This window comes from uncultured Gimesia sp. (assembly GCF_963976445.1).
Lineage (GTDB): Bacteria > Planctomycetota > Planctomycetia > Planctomycetales > Planctomycetaceae > Gimesia.
This window is the reverse complement of sequence record NZ_CAXBKP010000025.1, coordinates 1-16,197: the sequence shown is the minus strand read 5'-3', so window position 1 is coordinate 16,197 and position 16,197 is coordinate 1. Positions and strand designations below refer to the sequence as shown.

Below are 16,197 nucleotides of genomic sequence, written 5' to 3'. Positions count from 1 at the left end.
GTGTGCTCGCGATTTCTGCTTCATCGTACCAATGATGTGAATGATACATCAAGGGTTGTTGATGGTTCGGTGAGGTTCTTTCAGCTTGTGGGGTTCCCAGGCAGAGCCCGGGGGTAGCGATAATTAGAGTTCGTATTAGAAATCGTCGTCGTCATCTTCATCATAGAAATTGGGAGAGAGATAGACTTCGCTTCTCCAAGGCGAATCTGTTGAGCCGTGCAGGGTATATTCTTTTTTGGGCGGTAGTAATTCAATCGCTTTTCGGAAACCGTCGATGACAGACGTTTCAGAATCAAAGGCTGCTTTCAGCTGATGCTCCATTTTTAAATAGGCATCTTCGCCTTGCTCATCGTCATCATCATCCAGGTCATCGTCATATGTGATGAGGTCTGCCAGTTCTGAGATCAAACGCGTTAGGTCCGATTTCTCGTGAATAATCACCAAGCGATCGACTGTTTCCTCCCATTCATCGCCTGACATGTTGGTGTTTTTGAGGTAGCTCTTACGGATTTGATCTGTGATAAAATAGTCGATCTGTTGCTTCCAGGGATGTTTAGCCAGTTCGATTTCTTTTTCAGAAGGTTCTGGTTGACCATTTATTTCAGCAACTCGGAGGACTTCTTTGGTGGTGATACCTCCGCGTTCCACGCGCCAGTCCATAGAACGTGCCCAAGTTTTTTTGAAGACTTCTTCAAATCCTTTGTCCGTCTGATCGACTATCGTTTTTTCATTTATTTCGTCCTGCATGCATTGATACAGTTCCTGAACCTGTTCTGGTTCGGAAAGGTCCAGATGATCCATGCGAATGATTCTTGAGTATTCCGGATGATCCATTCCATCGTCTGATATTGTAGTGACTGTGATATGAGTTCCATCGGATAATTCACAAACCAGTTCCAGGTGAATGGCGCCGATCTGATCTATTTCGTAGATCGCCGCGTAGCCGGGTAGATTCCTGTTTTTGAATCCCAATATTTTGAGATGGACCGGGGCAAACGATTCATAGAGGCCATCCGGTTCGAAGCCTGTCTTTTTCAGAGCGGTCGTGATCAATTCAATCTTTTCGGTGTCCGTCCACTCGGGTTCGTCCATTGGTTCGAGATCAATACGCAGGGGGGGAGCGAAGCCTCTTGCATTCGCCATTGCGTCAGCGAATTCGGCTGCAAATTTGGATGTGAACTTTCGAAATTTATACTTCAGCCAGAACCAGATCGCCAGAATGAGAATGACGAAGCCAAAAATTACCCCCAAGGCGGTGTAGAGAATCGTTAACATTGGGTTTCCAATCTACCAAGTGAGAGGCATCACCGTGAGTAACTTAGATGGATTACTAAAAAAACGAGCGTCAAAAATGAAATACGATATGCTGTGGAGTTGTATCTAAGGTATCAATCAAAATCAGCGGATCAAGTATAAATTGGAGATAGAATCCAATTTTTAATCGCTCTGAAAAGAATTGGATCCCGCGAGTATGGAGCGTATTTTTAAAGATGTCATTCCGATGCGTTGCCTCTCAATCGGTCTCGGTTTTCTGAGGGGGAAAGACTGACTGCGCTTGCGGTTGATACCGGAGCGCTTACAATAAAAGGAGATCTATGAGGTTGATTCTTTTTAATACCCCCGTTTCCTCCACGCGATCCTTCCTATAGAAAGCACACCCATGAATCGGTTTCTCGTCGTTTGTCTATTATTGATACTCTGCCAGCCGGCTTTACTCAGCGCGGGGGAAAAGCAGGCGGCTTCTGCGTCAGCAATCAATGTGAAATCGACCGATTGGCCCTGGTGGCGCGGGCCGCAGCGAAATGGGATTGCAAATCCGAATCAGAATCCACCGCTAAAGTGGACTGAGACAGAAAATATTGTCTGGAAAACGCCGATTTCAGGTCGGGGATATAGTTCACCGACGGTGGTTGGCGATCAGATCTATCTTGCTTCTGCGGATACTAAAACGGAAACACAGTTTGTTCTGTGTTATGATCGAACGACAGGAAAACAACTCTGGAAAACGATCATTCACAAAGGGGGCTTCAGTAAGAAGGGGAATAAAAAATCGACGCATGCTTCATCAACCGTGGCCTGTGACGGCGAGCGATTGTTTATTAATTTCATCAACGATGGCGCCGCCTATACGACGGCGTTGTCGCTGAAAGGCAAGCAACTGTGGCAGACGAAAATCACCGATTATATTATTCATCAGGGGTACGGATCTTCGCCGGCGATTTTTGATTCGCTAGTGATTGTGTCGGCTGATAATAAAGGGGGTGGTGCGGTTGCTGGTCTGAAGCGATCCGATGGTTCGGTCGTCTGGAAAATTGCGCGTCCGAAAAGGCCCAATTATCCCTCGCCGATTATTCTGGATATCGCAGGTAAAGAGCAGGTGTTGATGACGGGCTGCGATCTGGTAACGAGTATTGAGCCGCTGACCGGGAAAAAACTCTGGGAAATTGAAGGTGCGACAACCGAGTGTGTGACGTCCACGGTTTCAAACGGCGAACTGATTCTGACGAGTGGCGGCTATCCTAAAAATCATATGGCAGCTGTTAAAGCCGATGGTTCGGGTGAAGTGCTCTGGGAAAATAATAACCGCATGTATGTGCCTTCGATGTTGATCAAAGGGGACCATCTCTTTTCGGTGACCGACAATGGCGTGGCCATCTGCTGGGACGTGAATACCGGCAAGCAAATCTGGAAGGGACGCTTGGGCGGCACCTTCAGCTCTTCTCCCGTACTAGTGGGTGATCGGATTTATGTGACCAACGAGGGTGGTGAGACTTACATTTACAAAGCGAATCCAAAGAAATTCGAATTGTTGGCAGAAAACAAACTGGGTTCGGAAGTCTTTGCGACGCCGACGTTTTGTGACAGTCGGATCTTTATGCGGGTCTCTGAAGAAGTTGATGGTAAACGTCAGGAAATGCTGTATTGCATCGGGAAGTAACTGCTGGCCTTAATCGGACTCAGGCTGGTAGAACCAGATCAGGGGAATGGATCGGAAGCGTGATGAGATCTTTCGATCGGGATCGCCGACATAATAGCTCATAATGGCCCGCCCCTGATGGAAGGTCAGACTGATATAGGAATAGGTCTGGTCTGGATCGGTTTCCAGGTTCTTTTTCAGTTTCCAGGTTTGGCCTTCATCATTACTAATGGCAACTGTGAGTGGCGTACGTTTGCCGCTATGTCCGGCGCCAGGTTCAAAGTTGTCGTTCCAGATCAGCATCAAATCGCCAGTTGAAGGAATGCGGCGGAGTGTGGCAGGGGCTTCGGGAGCCCGCACGCCCCAGGAACCGGGTTTACTCCAGTGTTCGCCTTTATCGCTTGAGATACTGGAGCCGATGTGGCCGGATTGGGTGCGGAAGATCATCAGCACTTTGCCGTCTTTCAGTTCAAAAACCTCTGGTTCCATGGCGCCGCGTTTTGCGTAATCGACGCTGCCTTTCGACTGTCGCCATGTTTTTCCCTGATCATCGGAAATGAAACAGGTACAAACAAAATGATTCGACTTGTGCACATCGGGCGTCGAAGCGACGGGTGCCAGCCAGCGGCCTGATGACAGAATGGTGATTCGATCGTTGTTCATCACGTGGTAGCCGGGTGGGGTGGTGATTTCAATCGGCGGTCCAAAGGTTTTTCCGTTGTCGTGTGAAACTTTCAAAAACGCTTTCAGATCGGAGAGTGTGTTTTTCTTGAGGTAGAATAAACCGATGGGGCGTTTTTCTTGCATGGGGCCAGCCAGATAACGCAGAGTGGCGGACATCACGTTTTTCTTACCTGTGTTTTCCTGTAACACGTGGGGCTTGCTCCAGGTTCTCCCGCCGTCTGGTGATTTTTTGGCAATGATACGGGCAGTGGCAAAGTCGGAGCCGCTGCCGATGAACTGTGTGGTCGCGTAGAGGAGAGTGCCGTCATTTAAAGGCAGGATCGAGCCTTCACTGTAGCGGGGATATTCTTTTGAGGCTTCGTAGACGTCGTTCACGACGATTTCCCCTTTGGGATACTGATCTTTCTTTGCGAGTACAATCAATGCCTGAGCCGCCCGGATTCGTGCGTCCCGATTAGTATCGTTGAGCTGTTTTTTGAGTTTCTCTTTCAGATTACTGGCGCCTGATTCGCCGGCAAAAATTGCGGAATAGGTTTTGACGGCCGCGTTATCGCTGGAGAGATTCCGTTGGACGGCCTGTAAGCCTTCCGGATCGCCGTGCATGGCGAGTGCGGTTTCGAAATAAGCACGCGTAAACGGATCGTCGGTCCGTTTCAGATTTGCTTTGAGAGCCGGGATATCTTGTTTGTCACCCACGCGGGCAATGATCCAGGCCGCGATACTGGCGATACTCACATCGGGATCATTCAGATACTTCCGAACAACTTGAAACGCCTCTGGATTTCCCCAGCGACAGAGCAGGGCGGCTGCCATCATGGATTTTTTGGGGTTGTCTGACTTCAGTGCCTCGCGGATCAGGATACCGTCTCCCAGTTCATTGACTTTGTACAACGATTCACAGGCATGGATGTGACCGTGCGGATCTTTGCCTGCCAGGATCTGGAACAAAATCACCGCTTTGGAGCGGTCGCCGGCACGAACCAGTTCCCGTGCCAGACCACAGCGGTGCTGGTCGTCCTTTTCGGTTTTCAGTTTTGGTTCAATGATTGCACGCACTTCGGCACCTTTACCGGCGAGGGTGAGTGCTTCCGCTGCGTGCATGGACGGCCAGAATTCATCGCTGCGAATTGCTTCTCGCAAGACTTCCAGGCAGCGAGCCTCTGTTTCGGGGCTTAATGTGATTTTCGCAGGCTGGGGTTCGTTTGCTGCCGGTAAAGCCGGTAACGAGAATGAAAATAAAATCAGGCCCATTAAGGTGAGTATGGCTGGTCGTTTCATGATGTTACTTCTTCCGAAGGGGAACGTAAACTTGCGCTTTCATGGTGAGATTGTACTGTCAGTGCGGCTTGTTAGCCTAGTCGTTTCAGTTTTGTGATGCGTCCTGTGGCGACCCATTCGGCGACGAAGATATTGCCATCTTGATCAAAACAGGCGTCATGCGGGTGCACGAAACGGCCGGCCTGCCATTTGTCTGGCGTTTCCCGCATGCGGGGCTTAGCGGATTTCATCGCTTTTTCCCATTCTGGATCCTGACCCAGATGGGCGAGAACTTTATTGTCCGGCCCCAAGAGCGTAATCCGCGAGGCCAGATCGGGGACGAGCAGGATTTCTTTGTGTGTATCCAGATTCGCAGGCAGAATAAAACCGGTCATCGTTTCCAGATGTTTGCCGTCAAGCGTGAACCACTGCAGTCGTGCATTAGCCCGGTCAGCGACAACAACCGAAGGTTCGCGGCCCGGACGGTTATCAATCCACAGCCCGTGTGGCAGGTTGAACTTGCCATCTTCTTTCCCTTTTCCCCCGAAGGCGAAGAGCCATTTACCATCTTTGTCGTAACGGTGGATTTGGTACGCACCGTAACCATCGGCCAAATAAAACCCGCCATCATTGTGAAACGCAAAGTTGGTCGGAAGGAATCGATCACGGCCCCAGACTTTTTTCGGATGTGCGGCTTCACCTTCGGCGTACACTTTGGATTCCATCGGTGCATATTTCTGCCAGACGGTTTTGCCTTTCAAGTCGAGCTTGGCGAATGTTTTCAGGTGTTGATACGCGGTAACGTAGATAAACTGTTCATTGCCTTCCTGCCGGACTTCCAGGCCATGGCCGCCCCCCTGAAACTGTTTGCCGAATGAGCGGACGTACTTTCCGTTCGGATCGAAGACGAAAATCGAAGGATGATCGGTTTGATTGGCGCGGCCTTCGTGGATCACATACAGAAATCCGTCTTTATCCACGGCGACATTATGTGTCGTCTGCCAGGTGAATTTGGACGGCAGCTTGACGCAGTCGTGCTGGACTTCGTATTGATAGTCGCCTGAACCGAGTACGATCCGTGAATCGGTTTTCGTGCCAGCGTGAATCGCGGGAGCACCGAACAGGGCTGCTGTCGTTCCCGCTGCGGTTGTTTTCAAAAAGTCGCGACGTGTATGTGTCTGTTTCGAATGACTCATGTAAGATCTCCCGGAGCGGCGATAAAGAGACAATTTAATTGGATTCTGGATTTAATATGTATTCCTTAAACTGTAACCGGTGCTGAAAGCCAGATCAATTCGGAACTTGAATCTTCCCGGAATTCTTGGGAACCGGCTCTGTAGGAAAGATCAATTGTTGAGTCCTGTCTGCCGACAGCTTACAATGAGAGCATCGTTTTCACTGCATTCCGCACTAACTCCCTCAACTAAAGCAACGCCATGCCGAATTCGCGCTCTCGTCGATTGATTGTCCTGTTCTCTACGCTCTGTATTCTCTTTTTGTCTGTCTCTTTTCTACAGGCAGCCGACAAGCCGAACATCATTTTGATCATGTGCGATGATATGGGGTTCTCAGATATTGGTTGTTATGGCGGTGAAGTTGAGACGCCGAACCTGAATCGACTGGCCCGTGAGGGGATGCGGTTTACACAGTTCTACAACAACGCGAAGTGCACGACCACGCGCGCTTCGATTCTGACAGGTCTCTATCCCCGTTTCGGAAAAGGGGGACACCTGCGGCAGAATATGGTCACGCTGGGAGAAGCGATGAAAGTCGCCGGCTATCAGACGGGGCTCAGTGGCAAATGGCATCTGATGCGCACTAAAGGTTATGCCAAGAGCAAAACGCCGGGCGGCTGGATTGATCGTTATGATAAAACAACGCATCCCTTCTTTCGCGGTTTTGATTCGTATTACGGCGTGTTAGACGGTTGCTGTAATTTCTTCGATCCGACGATTTCCGATCCGCCATATAAGAAGGCAGGCATTCGCAGCTTCGGTCATGATGACAAAGCGGTCACCGAATTCAAAGACGGTTATTATACGACCGATGCGTTTACCGATCACACGCTGGGCATGATTCAGCGTTCCAGTAAGGCAGAGAAGCCGTTCTTCATTCATCTGTGTTATACGGCGCCCCATTATCCGCTGCATGCAAAGCCGGAAGACATCGCCAAATATGTGGGCAAGTTCAAAATGGGCTGGGATCAGATGCGGAAAGACCGCTGGAAACGTCTGCAGGAAATGGGGCTGGCGGGGAAAAACTGGTCGCTCTCGGAAGGGGACAGTCGAACCTACGATTGGGAAACGGCGATTCATGAATTCGAAGATCTACGAATGGCCGTGTATGCAGCGATGATTGACAGCATGGATCAAAACATCGGCCGGATCATGACGACACTAAAAGAAACCGGACAGCTGGATAATACGCTAGTGCTGTTTCTCTCTGATAATGGTGGCTGCAGTGAAGAGCCTGGTGGCCGTGATGCGAACGTCCGCAAACCGGGGCCGAAAGACGATTATGTCGCCGTGGGGCCCTCTTGGGGCTGGGCACAGAATTCGCCGTTCCGCCGTTATAAGTCGTGGGTGCATGAAGGGGGCATCTCCACACCCTGCATCGCCTGGTGGCCGGGTCATGTTCCCGCGGACACGATTAATAGGAATCCGGCGCATATTATCGATTTGATGCCGACCTTTCTGGAAATGGCGGGGACTGACTATCCGAAGACTTATCAGGGACATGAAATTCTTCCCGTGGAAGGGACCAGTATGCTGGCACTGTTAAAAGGCGAAGAAAAAACGCTGCACGATTCACTGGCTTGGTTTTGGTCGGGAAATCGTGCTCTGCGACAGGGGCCGTGGAAACTTGTCTGGGATACGCAGGTCAAGGAATGGGAACTGTATGACATCAGTGCCGATCGGTGTGAGACGAACAATTTGGCGGCTCAACATCCGGACCGTGTGAAGCTGATGGCGCAGGACTGGTTTGTCTGGGCTGACAAGGTGGAGCTGAAGACGAAGATGAAAGGGAAGAAATAGCTTTCTGAAGTTTTCTGTATCGACCCTGTTCTTTCAAGAGATGGGTAAGGAGCGCTTCGCTCACGCGTACTGTTGACGTTTCAATCTATGCAAAATTATGAACCAGAACAACGATCCTGTGTGCCCCTGATCGGCTTGTCCGACAGTGCTGGTGCAACTGTTGTGAACCGTTTTGAGCTTTGTCTAGAAACTGTGCGTCTATTTCTTTATTTTCGAAATCTTGGTTGCCGACGGACACATGGGGCTGCTCCTGTGGTAACACAAGTCGGAATAGTTGGGGCAGTGACTTTACTTTTCCTGTCGTTATTCTTGGTAAGGAATGGTTCTCTCTCGCGCACTGTCGGGCCAGCCGACAGTGGCACACAATGTTGTATATTTATTTGTTTTTATGTGGGTGGTGATAGACCTTGGTGATGGGAAAAGCACGCAGGTGACTATGGCAAATCATCGTAGGTTAAGGTGGGCAGGTCGATCTGTTGGGCGTGTGCCAGGATTTCTTCGAGTGCCTTGGGTGGCAGATGATGTCCGGGGCCTTTGTCGCTGATGTTGTGGGCGTAGAAGATGACGATTTCACTCTGTTGTTTCGCATGATCCATGGCGTCTTTGATCTCGGTCAGATAGTGCGGACGCTTTTGGGTGCCCGCGTAATCGATGCCGGTACCGATTAGACAACCGGTGGCCTTGATCTGATCAACGGGGACAAAAATGGGTTTGAGATCACGCATGCGTTGGGTCGGGGGTAAACCGGTGCCGCCGCGAAGATGGCGGAACGTTTTGAGTAACCGCTGATCGATTTCCGGGGTTCGGGAACTGCTGGGGTAGGCGAAAGCTGTCGGTTTGAGACCGGCGATGGTCATACGTTGGACTGCGGGGTTGATTTCATCCTCCATGTAACGCTCGATGCCATGCTCGCGAACGTAGTCGACCGCTTTACGATGTTTCACGCCATGACAGCCAATTGTATGTCCGGCGTCCTGCAGTTTTTTAAGTCGAGCGATTTGCTGAGGCTTGAGTGTGTGAAAGTGATCGACAAAGAAGGTCACTTTTGCATTGTGCTTGCGAAAGAGGGGGATCTGTTTGACCCATTGATCCATGTTACGATCATCGAATGTGAAGACGACTCCTGATGATGGCAGTGCTTTTTGAGCAGCTGATTTCTCAGCAGCTGACGCGATGCTCAAAAACAGAGAAAAACAAAGGAGCAGCAGTGTGAGGCGCATAAGCAGTTACTTTTCGTTGTAAGGTGAATTGAGAGTATCCAGATTATACCGTTTTACTGGGGCTCAATTGAATCATAAATGAATCAATTTTAGTTAGTTAATGGATGAAGATGTTTCATTGAATTTGTAAGGAGCAGTTTCCTCGCGCGCACTGTCGGGCCAGCCGACAGTGGCACACGGTGGCTCATATTTTATCGTTTCTGCCTGTTGTTTTAGAATCAATTTCATTCTCGTGAATCATTTGTGATCGCTGGTCTATCGATAATCTTTATGGTGCTTAGAAGTAAGTATTGCTTCGTCGTTTTCATCTCTGGGCGTTCGAGTCTTTCCGGTAAGATGGCCCCTGTTTTGTCTTCCGGGTCTTTCATTCGGCGGACCGACAGGGATGACTGTCCGGATTGCTGATCGATAAAGAGATGCCGGCGTATAGTTTGGTTTGCCCTTTTTAGCTGTAACACGGAGTAACGAAAATGAATCAATTATTGAAGCGTGAATGCCTAATGAACCCCTCACGATACCGCTTCATTAACCTGGGATGGCTTATGAAGATCATTCGAAGCGCTTTGATAAATGGGAGAGGAGTGAGCAGTTTATTTGAAAATCGTTATGAAACCAGCGGGTTATATAGTACTCATTTGGAATCAGTTTGGGATGTTCTACTGATCGCTCACGCGCGCGATGCGAACAACACATCTTATTTCGCGCCACGGCGAGGTCAAGAGCTGATTTCAGTCTGTAAATATAGGGGTGAAACGAGTCAGGACTGCTAGATGGCTGCCATGTATTATTTTGATCTTCGATTGTTTTGAGATGTCGCTTTTTAAGTTTGGCTCGGATTGTTAGTGAAGAATGAGATTTGCATTGGTCGGGTATCTGGTTACACTGAAGCGTGATACAGAAACCGTATGAATTACTCTAAAAACAGCAGTGATCGAGACAACGAGAAGATCAACATGCAGGAAGTGACACGAATATTACAGGCTCTGGAAGCAGGCGATGTCGCTGCCACCGATCAATTACTGCCGATCGTGTATGTGGAACTACGGAAGCTCGCGGGGAATAAACTGTTACACGAAGCACCCGGCCAAACGTTGACGGCGACAGCACTGGTGCATGAAGCTTATCTGCGACTTGTGGGCAATGAAGGCGAGGAGCAGCAGTGGGATCACCGAGGACACTTCTTTGCCGCGGCTGCGGAATCGATGCGGCGGATTCTGATCGAGAATGCGCGTCGCAAAAAACGATTGAAACATGGTGGCGAACACGATCGAGTTGATCTTCCGGAAATCTCCGCACCGGCTTTAGATCAATCGGATGATTTACTGGAGTTGGATGCCGCACTCACCAAATTTGCGCAGGAAAGTCCAGAGAAGGCGGAACTAGTTAAGCTACGCTACTTCGCCGGGTTGAGTGAGCAGGAAGCCGCCGAGGTACTGGGGATCTCACGTGCAACCGCCGCGCGTCACTGGGCCTATTCACGGGCCTGGCTCTTTTCTCAAATCAAATCTGGAAAATATTAAACTGTTTAGTAGTATGGGCTTACGGCGAATCAAGTGTGCCAGTCTATAATCGAATTTCGAAAGAATACATTTTTCAAAGAATCCTTGAGGCGCGCCACACGTCAAAATCGCATGGAATAGTAGTCGTGGGGCAATGACTGCCCTGGTTTGAAATCTTTTCCTGATGGGATCTCCCATCCTGAAGAAAAATGAAATCATGTCTAACCCTGAATCAGACTCATCAGAAAACCCTGAGCAAGAGCCAGGACCAACACGTGAGAATGTAAATCCCCAGTCGATTGAGGGACTGTTTCTGGTTGCACTAGAAAAGAAAACACCGGCGGAACGCACAAAATTTCTGGATGAAATGTGTGGTGATAATGCAGAGCAACGCAGACGCGTCGAGGCGCTGCTCATGGCGTATGATGATGCCGGCAGTTTTCTGGAAAAATCTCCAGTCGGTTCAGGAGAGGTTCCGCCCTATTCACTCGATTTTCTAACTCCTGCGGAGAATCCCGATTTACTGGGAACTCTGGGAGAGTATCAGATTCAGGAAGTGATTGGGCAGGGAGGCATGGGAATTGTTTTTCGGGCCCTTGATCCCAAGTTGAATCGGATCGTGGCGATCAAAGTGATGTCGCCGTTATTAGCGGTGAACCCCAATGCACGGAAGCGGTTTCTGCGGGAAGCCCAAGCTGCGGCTGCGGTGAGTCATCCTCATATCGTGACGATTCATGCAGTTGATGAAGACAAGTTACCTTATCTCGTGATGGAATATGTGGTGGGGCAGTCCTTACAAGAGAAGCTCGATAACGTTGGTTCGCTCAGCGTGACTGAAATCTTGCGAATTGGAAACCAGGTTGCCGAGGGATTGGCCGCCGCTCACAAACAGGGATTGATTCACCGGGATATTAAGCCGGCGAATATTCTGCTGGAAAATGGTGTCGAGCGAGTCAAAATCACCGATTTCGGCTTGGCGCGCGCCGTCGATGATGTGACGATCACGAAGACTGGCGAAGTATCAGGCACGCCGCAGTATATGTCTCCCGAACAGGCGACAGGGGACCGCGTCGACCAGCGGAGTGACCTGTTCAGTCTGGGGGCAGTGCTATATGCGATGTGTACGGGACGATCGCCATTTCGAGCGAGTAATCTGGTCGCTGTGGTGCGCCGGGTTTGTGATGATACACCACGCCCGATTCAGGATGTCAACGAAGAAATTCCAGTATGGCTGATTGAGATTGTCGATTGCCTGTTGGAAAAACGACCGGAGAATCGTTTTCAGACCGCGAGCGAGGTCGCTGATTTGTTGGGAGCACATCTAGCGATTGTGCAACAACCGGGCGCGGTGCCGAAAATGGATGGGAAACCGTCGCGGCCTTCCCGGCAGGAAACAACGTCTCACACCACAGAAGTATCATCTGCAGAAGTTGCACCGGCAGTGGAGACTGATCCGCGGGTTTTCATGCCAGTCGCACACGCCATTTATTTTCTGGCGGGGATGATTATGTTTTCGGAAGCGCATGCTTCGTTTTCATTTCTGATGACCTTAGCGAGCAGTGTCTTTCTGGGGGTCTTGATTGCTTTGGTTGTTTATGAGGCAGAACGGCGTCAGGCGAAGCCTCTTTTGTCACTGCAGATGTTCGATGCCCTTTCGATGCCCGCTGCATTAGCAGGTGGGACGTGGCTGATGCAGATGCTGTTTTATCTGGAGATGATTCCCGATTTTCCGAGACCACTGCTCTATTTTCTGTTTGCAATTGGTTTCACGATTTATTTCGTGAGGGATCTTCGCAAGCGATATCCACAGATGGAAGTCCAGCAGCATCAATCTGTAGAGTCTGTTGTATCGCAGGCTAAACAAACAGATGTTTTGAAGTCTGCCACCTCGGTTATATTGGAAAAAGGGAGTACTCCGGCGGGTTACATTATTGCCATATTTCTTGGCTTGGTATTGGGCACCGTCATCGGGCTTAAGATAATAAGTCCCAGCACTCCCGAATCCAGTATGACTTATGATACGATGAGTAAAATTGTGAAATTCTCATTCACGCTCATATTTATTCTTTCTATTGCCTCAATCGTCTATTGGAATCGAGCAGATAAAAAACCACTCCCTTTTTTAACATGGTTCCTGTCAACGTTAGCGATGTTTATGACGTTAGGGCTGTCATTTATCACGACGGCGGTCATCCGTTCCAAACCACCTGGAGCCGAATTTAACTCGATGCACGGATCGATTCTGGCAGCGTCCGTGTTGGGTGTTCTGGCTGTTGCCGGGTTCGCCATGCGGGGGCAGTGGCTGCATATCTTAAAGCAGGGGCCTGATTATGTTGCGGCAGTGAAACAAAAAGATGCCCGTACTCTGACGGGGACCGGCATCGGGATCTGGGTGTTAATGGTTTTGTTTTACTGGATGTTTTCGACGGGATTCTACCAACCCGCGTTCCTGGCAAGCGGCGATTGGAATTTTGCACCAATTTTGATCTTTTCTCTGGTGGGTGGCCTGTTCGTGACAGCAGGGTTTCTGATGGAACGCAGTTGGAGAAAGGATTATGCAGCGCGACATCCGGAACGTGAGGAGACGTCCGTTTATTCTGTGAAGAAATCTGATCCTGCAGGTGGCTCTCGGGGGAGTTGGGTCGATCGGGCCGTGATCTGGGCCGGATGCATTATGTTGCTGCTGCCGTTTTTTATCTGGATCAGTGGCATGGCAAGCGGACTGCATTATAAGTCCAAGGTCATGGATGTTGCCTTGATCTCCCTGTTGTTCTTCGGCCCGCTGGGAATCTTGGTACTTGTATGTGGGGCGCAAAATATTGTTAAGCCGGAATCAAAGTCAGCGAAAATTCTGGATGGATTGTTTTTGCTGGCTTGTTTAGGTTTGGGCCCACTTGGCATCTTGTTATACATTGCGCGTTACATGAAACGGCGGGACGCGCAAGCAGCAGAAAAAACGCAGCAATTGCCTGTCACTTCCAGCGATGATCCGTTTGTTCAAGAGAATCGGCGTTCCAATAAGCGGATCATCCTGGGAGTTCTGTTTGTTCTCTCTCTACTGTTGATTTCGATGCTCTATGTGCAGATCTGGATTCATCTGAATGAGGTCGAGCAACAATGGGTCCGGATTTGGGGCTTGAGACTGGCAGTGGTCTGCGGGATGTTCGTAGCCGCATATTTTATTAAGCGGAAAGCAGCTTCAGCAGCGAGGAATAACCCCTGGAATATCATGGGCTGGGTGACCGCGATGTTGGCTGGTCTATTTACTTTGTCGATGTTGATGCAGGTGGTGAGCAAGCCTGGAAGCGATTGGGTAGTGATTACCTTTGATAAGCAGTATCCAGTGACGCGAATTTCAACTAAACCTGGTGAAGAGATCAATGTCGTTTCTCAGCCGTTTCTAATCAAGCTGTCACCGGGTGAGCATGCTTTAGAGGTTACTTACAAGTCGTCTGGCAAGGCGTTGAGTTTTACACGAAATGTGAAAAAAATCGCTGGGAAACGACAGAAGATTCACTTGGCCCCTGTGATCAAGCAGATCGTCAACGACGCCAAAAATAGAAAACAAGAGGCAGTAGAGCGGGAGCAAAATCGCGGTGCAATCGTGCTGAGTGGGCAAGAGCCTGGTTTGTGGGGCCGCGTATTGACAGTAGTCGAGGACATGATGGGTAGCGGGGGGATGATGGATGGATTGTTTTCATCAGATCGTATGTTTATTCAGGAGTCGATGACGCATGAAGTTCCTGACGGCAAGTATTTCATCCGCGTTACCAGTGAACTCGCTGGCTGGGAAATAGAGGGCGAAAATCCTCAGTATGATATGACTGAGATCGAGGTGAAGCCGGGAGCGATTGTTCCCGTGACGATTTCACGGGACTATGCAAAACTAGCCGAGAATCATCCGAACTGGTCATGGAGAGCGCTGTTCAAGTTTCGCTGGCCTGATTCAAGACTGGGGACGCGACAGGTCTTTACGCTTTCCGTTCAGGATGCTTTGGTTGTTCAACAATTATTCCTGGCATTTGCAGATGGCAAGCCGGATGTGGCGGAAGCGGATTTACTGAAGACAGCGAGTACAGGCTTCAATCCTGGTATATATGATTCGTTGGAACAATATTTCAAGAATGGGAAGCATCCTGCCTGGGGAAAATTGATTGTGCCTGGAAAAGAACCAGGTACCTGGCGGCTGGCAGAACCAAAATTCATTCAAGCACCGAAATCGAATCCGTTTGAAGACAATCGTCCTGGTGTCAGCATACAGAAAACAGAAAAGAAGAAAGTAAGAGGGGCACTCACGCTTTCTACAGAGGATGGATTGCAGGTGGATGTTAAACGGGCTGATGCTTCACAGGATCCAGCAGTTGAACCCTGGATGGCAAAAAAGCATTTAGCCGGTAAAACGATTTTCGAAATGTCTCCCGGCAACTATGAGATAGAGGTTGTGAGTGATGCTGCGGGGTGGGAAATCAAGCGGCAGCCGGCGCACTACATTAATTCGCAGGTCACGGTGAAAGCTGGCGAAGTCATTACAAAAACGATCCGACATGATTTGAAGAAACTCGCGGAGCAGCATCCCGACTGGTCAAAAGGGGATCGTTTTCAATTCCGCTGGCCTGAGCCCAGGGAAGGGGTGCGTATGACTCATCCTCTCTCCGCGACTCAGGCGAAGGTGATACAGCAATTACTGCTGGCATTGGCTGCTGGAAAACCGGATGTGGCAGAGTCGAATTTACTCAAGACAGCCAATGCCGAATTTGAACTCGTACCGTTCAAATCCCTCAATGAAATCTTCAACTTTGTGCAGATGCCGATCTTGAATTCATTGATCGTGCCAGGAAAAAGCGAAGGGACCTGGCGTCTGACGGAACCGAAGTTTAAGCAAACGGGTCAGCCTCGAATGGGGATGAGTTTTTTCTGAGCCCATAGATGATTGCGGGTGGCCTGCGTAAACAAAAAGTGAGTAACACGAGTACTTGGGAATAATCATCTCAGTGATGATATCAATAATCAGGAGACGGGAATCATGCGAGACCTGCTGACCACGATCGCTTCAATCATTGTGATTCTGTTTTGTCTCTCTCTGCTGATTGTGAGTGGAGAGACGCAATCGAAAGAAGAGGAAGTGATAACGAATGCAAATCAATTAGGCCTTAATCAAGGTAGCTTGCCTCGGGTTTCTCAAAGCACCATTTTTAAGAAAGTGCAGACTGTGAAACTGAAGCAGGGGGTGTTGATGTTTATTACGATCGGAAAAGAGGGCTTAAAGGAGCACTTTTTAGTCCTGAGGGATAAGAACGTCGTTCTGGTCAACAGTAAGTCGAGTTCGATGCCGTATAACACCATCCGATTCGATTATAATGCGAACACATTGCTGGTAACGATTCCGTCTGCATTCGAGATTGATATGCTGGAATCGTTGACAGCGAACTGAACAATTTCTTTGTCAGTCGCCTGGAAACCTTACAAAAGCAGACTTAAAACGGAGTCAAGCTGAGGTCTTCAGTGATTTCAGAGAAGAAGTGGTCAGTCGCTTCATCCCATGTTGACAGATTGCGAACGCCGGGGGCCAGGCTGTCTTGCATGAC

9 protein-coding genes are annotated in these 16,197 nt (G+C 49.4%); 5 read left to right on the top strand and 4 right to left on the bottom strand.

Features of this window, described 5'->3' with window-relative positions:
• Nucleotides 1–135: 135 nt before the first annotated feature.
• A complete protein-coding gene (locus AAC022_RS21540; RefSeq protein WP_339734317.1) occupies nucleotides 136–1,275 on the bottom strand; it encodes a hypothetical protein in 1,140 nt (379 codons plus the stop codon).
• A 385-nt stretch (nucleotides 1,276–1,660) separates the two neighbouring features.
• Here AAC022_RS21540 and AAC022_RS21535 point away from each other — a divergent pair, with 385 nt between their 5' ends.
• Nucleotides 1,661–2,938, top strand: a complete 1,278-nt coding sequence (locus AAC022_RS21535) for a PQQ-binding-like beta-propeller repeat protein (RefSeq protein WP_339734315.1) — start codon at nucleotides 1,661–1,663, stop codon at nucleotides 2,936–2,938.
• A gap of 9 nt (nucleotides 2,939–2,947) precedes the next feature.
• Here the strand turns inward: AAC022_RS21535 and AAC022_RS21530 are convergent, their stop codons facing one another.
• Nucleotides 2,948–4,879, bottom strand: coding sequence for an exo-alpha-sialidase (locus AAC022_RS21530; RefSeq protein WP_339734314.1), 1,932 nt, complete (start codon nucleotides 4,877–4,879; stop codon nucleotides 2,948–2,950).
• Between the two features lie 71 nt (nucleotides 4,880–4,950).
• Nucleotides 4,951–6,054: a twin-arginine translocation signal domain-containing protein gene (locus tag AAC022_RS21525; protein WP_339734312.1), complete on the bottom strand. Its 1,104-nt coding sequence runs from the start codon at nucleotides 6,052–6,054 to the stop codon at nucleotides 4,951–4,953.
• Nucleotides 6,055–6,294: 240 nt separating this feature from the next.
• Between AAC022_RS21525 and AAC022_RS21520 the strand changes: the two genes are divergently transcribed.
• Complete coding sequence (locus AAC022_RS21520) at nucleotides 6,295–7,893, top strand: arylsulfatase (RefSeq protein WP_339734310.1); 1,599 nt, start codon at nucleotides 6,295–6,297, stop codon at nucleotides 7,891–7,893.
• A gap of 434 nt (nucleotides 7,894–8,327) precedes the next feature.
• Here the strand turns inward: AAC022_RS21520 and AAC022_RS21515 are convergent, their stop codons facing one another.
• Nucleotides 8,328–9,113 carry a polysaccharide deacetylase family protein gene (locus AAC022_RS21515; RefSeq protein ID WP_339734308.1) on the bottom strand — a complete coding sequence of 262 codons (786 nt, stop codon included), beginning with the start codon at nucleotides 9,111–9,113 and terminating at the stop codon, nucleotides 8,328–8,330.
• Between the two features lie 905 nt (nucleotides 9,114–10,018).
• On the opposite strand from AAC022_RS21515, the gene AAC022_RS21510 reads away from it, so the two are divergent.
• The 3 genes from AAC022_RS21510 to AAC022_RS21500 all read left to right on the top strand — a co-directional run bounded on the left by AAC022_RS21510 (nucleotide 10,019) and on the right by AAC022_RS21500 (nucleotide 16,043).
• Nucleotides 10,019–10,633: a sigma-70 family RNA polymerase sigma factor gene (locus tag AAC022_RS21510; RefSeq protein ID WP_339734306.1), complete on the top strand. Its 615-nt coding sequence runs from the start codon at nucleotides 10,019–10,021 to the stop codon at nucleotides 10,631–10,633.
• A gap of 196 nt (nucleotides 10,634–10,829) precedes the next feature.
• A complete protein-coding gene (locus tag AAC022_RS21505) occupies nucleotides 10,830–15,530 on the top strand; it encodes a protein kinase (RefSeq protein ID WP_339734304.1) in 4,701 nt (1,566 codons plus the stop codon).
• 105 nt (nucleotides 15,531–15,635) lie between these two features.
• Nucleotides 15,636–16,043, top strand: coding sequence for a hypothetical protein (locus AAC022_RS21500; RefSeq protein ID WP_339734302.1), 408 nt, complete (start codon nucleotides 15,636–15,638; stop codon nucleotides 16,041–16,043).
• Nucleotides 16,044–16,197 lie beyond the last annotated feature (154 nt).

What these genes read in the sequence shown, in the direction of transcription:
- AAC022_RS21510 (WP_339734306.1), top strand. Translation starts at nt 10,019, where the DNA reads ATGAATTACTCTAAAAACAGCAGTGATCGAGACAACGAGAAGATCAAC.
- AAC022_RS21505 (WP_339734304.1), top strand. Translation starts at nt 10,830, where the DNA reads ATGTCTAACCCTGAATCAGACTCATCAGAAAACCCTGAGCAAGAGCCA.
- AAC022_RS21530 (WP_339734314.1), bottom strand. Translation starts at nt 4,879, where the DNA reads ATGAAACGACCAGCCATACTCACCTTAATGGGCCTGATTTTATTTTCA.
- AAC022_RS21525 (WP_339734312.1), bottom strand. Translation starts at nt 6,054, where the DNA reads ATGAGTCATTCGAAACAGACACATACACGTCGCGACTTTTTGAAAACA.
- AAC022_RS21520 (WP_339734310.1), top strand. Translation starts at nt 6,295, where the DNA reads ATGCCGAATTCGCGCTCTCGTCGATTGATTGTCCTGTTCTCTACGCTC.
- AAC022_RS21515 (WP_339734308.1), bottom strand. Translation starts at nt 9,113, where the DNA reads ATGCGCCTCACACTGCTGCTCCTTTGTTTTTCTCTGTTTTTGAGCATC.
- AAC022_RS21500 (WP_339734302.1), top strand. Translation starts at nt 15,636, where the DNA reads ATGCGAGACCTGCTGACCACGATCGCTTCAATCATTGTGATTCTGTTT.
- AAC022_RS21540 (WP_339734317.1), bottom strand. Translation starts at nt 1,275, where the DNA reads ATGTTAACGATTCTCTACACCGCCTTGGGGGTAATTTTTGGCTTCGTC.
- AAC022_RS21535 (WP_339734315.1), top strand. Translation starts at nt 1,661, where the DNA reads ATGAATCGGTTTCTCGTCGTTTGTCTATTATTGATACTCTGCCAGCCG.